We start from the raw sequence: 1,524 nt of genomic DNA, 5'->3' as shown, positions 1-1,524 counted from the left end.
GGATCGGGAGTTCCCGCCGATGCGCTTCTGATCGACGATGATCGCTACCGACAGGTTCTCGATGGAGTCCATGTCCGGCTGGCCGTACCGTGGCAGCCGGTTGCGCTGAAATGCCGTGAAGGTCTCGTTGAGCTGTCGCTGCGATTCCGCAGCGATCGTGTCGAACACAAGCGACGTCTTGCCCGATCCCGAGACACCGGTGAACACGACGATCTTGTGCTTCGGGATGTCCACAGAGACGTTCTTCAGGTTGTTCTCGCGGGCACCGTCGACATGGACGTACGAATCGATCATGGGATCACCGTAGTGAGAATAGCGGTCAGCTCATGTCCGCGATTATGACCAGAGCCCGATCAAGAGTCGGCCAATCGCACTCGGAGTTTCCGGCACGGGCGGGCAACAGCGATACCGCTGAATCCGCAGACCCAAGATCGAATTCTCCGGCGACGCTGGACGATGACCACTAGCGAGCACAGGGCGAATTCAGGCGGTCGAAGCATCTAGCTCAACGAGTTCGGCGAATATCTCGGAGGGCTTCTTCCAGTTGTGGATCTTACGGGGTCGGTCGTTGATATCGCAAGCCACCATCGCCAGATACTTCGGGTCCGAGGTGATTTCCGTGCCTTTCGGGAAGTACTCGCGCACGATGCGGTTGAGGTTCTCGTTGCTGCCGCGTTCCCACGGCGAGTGCGGGTGGGCGAAGTACACCGGCATCGACCCCTTGGTGACGGCGGCGTGGCCGGCCATCTCCGCCCCGCAGTCCCAGGTCAGCGAGGCCCGCATGTGGGCGGGCAGGCCACTGGTGGCGGCGATGACCCCACGGCCGACGGTCAGCGAGTCGCGCCCGTGCAGCGGAACGAGCACGAGGAACCGGGAGGTGCGCTCGACCAGGGTCCCGACGGCGGTCTTGCCGTCCTTGCCGATGATCAGGTCACCCTCCCAGTGCCCGGGCACCACACGCCCCTCGGCGTTGACGGGGCGCTCGTCGATGTAGACGGGGTCCTTGATCCGCGGAGCCGGTGGTGGCTTCCGTCCGCCACGTCGAGTGGTGCGCCCGGAGCGCAGTGCGAGCAGCTCGCGGGCCAGGGTGGACACCGGGGTGGCATAGATCCACTGGTAGATCGCCTCGTGAGACACCCGGCAAGCCTGATCGTCGGGATACTCGGTCGGCAACCGGCCCGCGATCGAGGCCGGTGACCAGCCACGACGCAGCAGAGCGTGCACGATCCCGCGCAACCGCGGATAGCGGTCCACCGCGAGCTGCTTCGGGCGCGCCCGCGCCGCCTGGGCCCGTTCCTGCGCTGCCGCGGCCCGGTACTCGTGGCGTCCGCCGTGGCGACGGACCTCACGAGAGATCACCGACGGATCACGACCCACCACCGAGGCGATCTGCTTGTAGGACAAGCCTTCCGCCAGACCCCTCGAGATCTCCTCCCGATCCGACAACATCAACATTTCACGCACGGAACATCCTGTCCCGCCCAACTCGCCAAGATCAAGTGCTACGACCGGCAGAACTCACCC

At 64.7% G+C, this 1,524-nt stretch carries 1 protein-coding gene and 1 pseudogene; both read right to left on the bottom strand.

The genetic code is table 11. The features are described 5' to 3' along the window. Positions 1 to 294, bottom strand: a pseudogene (locus Ae331Ps2_RS27390) (ATP-binding cassette domain-containing protein); the annotation flags it as partial. A gap of 189 nt (positions 295 to 483) precedes the next feature. Continuing rightward, a complete protein-coding gene (locus tag Ae331Ps2_RS27385) occupies positions 484 to 1,455 on the bottom strand; it encodes an IS30 family transposase (RefSeq protein WP_075308805.1) in 972 nt (323 codons plus the stop codon). Between the last annotated feature and the right edge of the window lie 69 nt (positions 1,456 to 1,524).

It is taken from the genome of Pseudonocardia sp. Ae331_Ps2, assembly GCF_001932405.1.
GTDB lineage: Bacteria > Actinomycetota > Actinomycetes > Mycobacteriales > Pseudonocardiaceae > Pseudonocardia.
The sequence above is the reverse complement of the archived record's forward strand: the minus strand, read 5'-3'. Positions and strand labels throughout refer to the sequence as shown.

Excerpts from the sequence above, each read along its gene's own strand:
- Ae331Ps2_RS27385 (WP_075308805.1), bottom strand. The coding sequence starts at position 1,455 with ATGTTGATGTTGTCGGATCGGGAGGAGATCTCGAGGGGTCTGGCGGAA.